The sequence below is a fragment of the Halorubrum sp. Atlit-28R genome (genome assembly GCF_003665955.1).
GTDB lineage: Archaea > Halobacteriota > Halobacteria > Halobacteriales > Haloferacaceae > Halorubrum > Halorubrum tropicale.
Genome location: NZ_QPLS01000285.1, coordinates 1 through 439, shown reverse-complemented (window position 1 = coordinate 439; position 439 = coordinate 1). Strand labels below are relative to the sequence as shown.

Below are 439 nucleotides of genomic sequence, written 5' to 3'. Positions count from 1 at the left end.
CAAGACGAGTTCGAACCCACCGAGGAGTTCGTCGCGCAGGCGAACGTCTCGGACGCCGGCATCTACGACGAGTTCGAGGAGAACTGGCCCGACTGCTGGGAGCGCGCGGCCGACCTGCTCGACTGGACGCCGACTACGACGAGGTACTGGACGATTCGAACCCGCCGTTCTACGAGTGGTTCACGGGCGGCAAGCTCAACGTCTCGTACAACTGCGTGGACCGCCACGTCGAAAACGGGGACAAGAACCGCGTCGCCATCAAGTGGGAGGGCGAACACGGCGAGACGCGGACGTACACGTATCAGGACCTCTATCGCGAGGTGAACGAGTTCGCGGCCGCGCTGCGCGACCTCGGCGTCGAGGAAGACGACGTGGTCACGCTCTACATGCCGATGATTCCGGAACTGCCAATCGCCATGCTGGCCTGCGCCCGCATCGG

Annotated in this window: 1 pseudogene; it reads left to right on the top strand. The window is 64.2% G+C overall.

The features are described 5' to 3' along the window. Positions 1-439, top strand: a pseudogene (locus DVK06_RS17930) (AMP-binding protein); the annotation flags it as partial.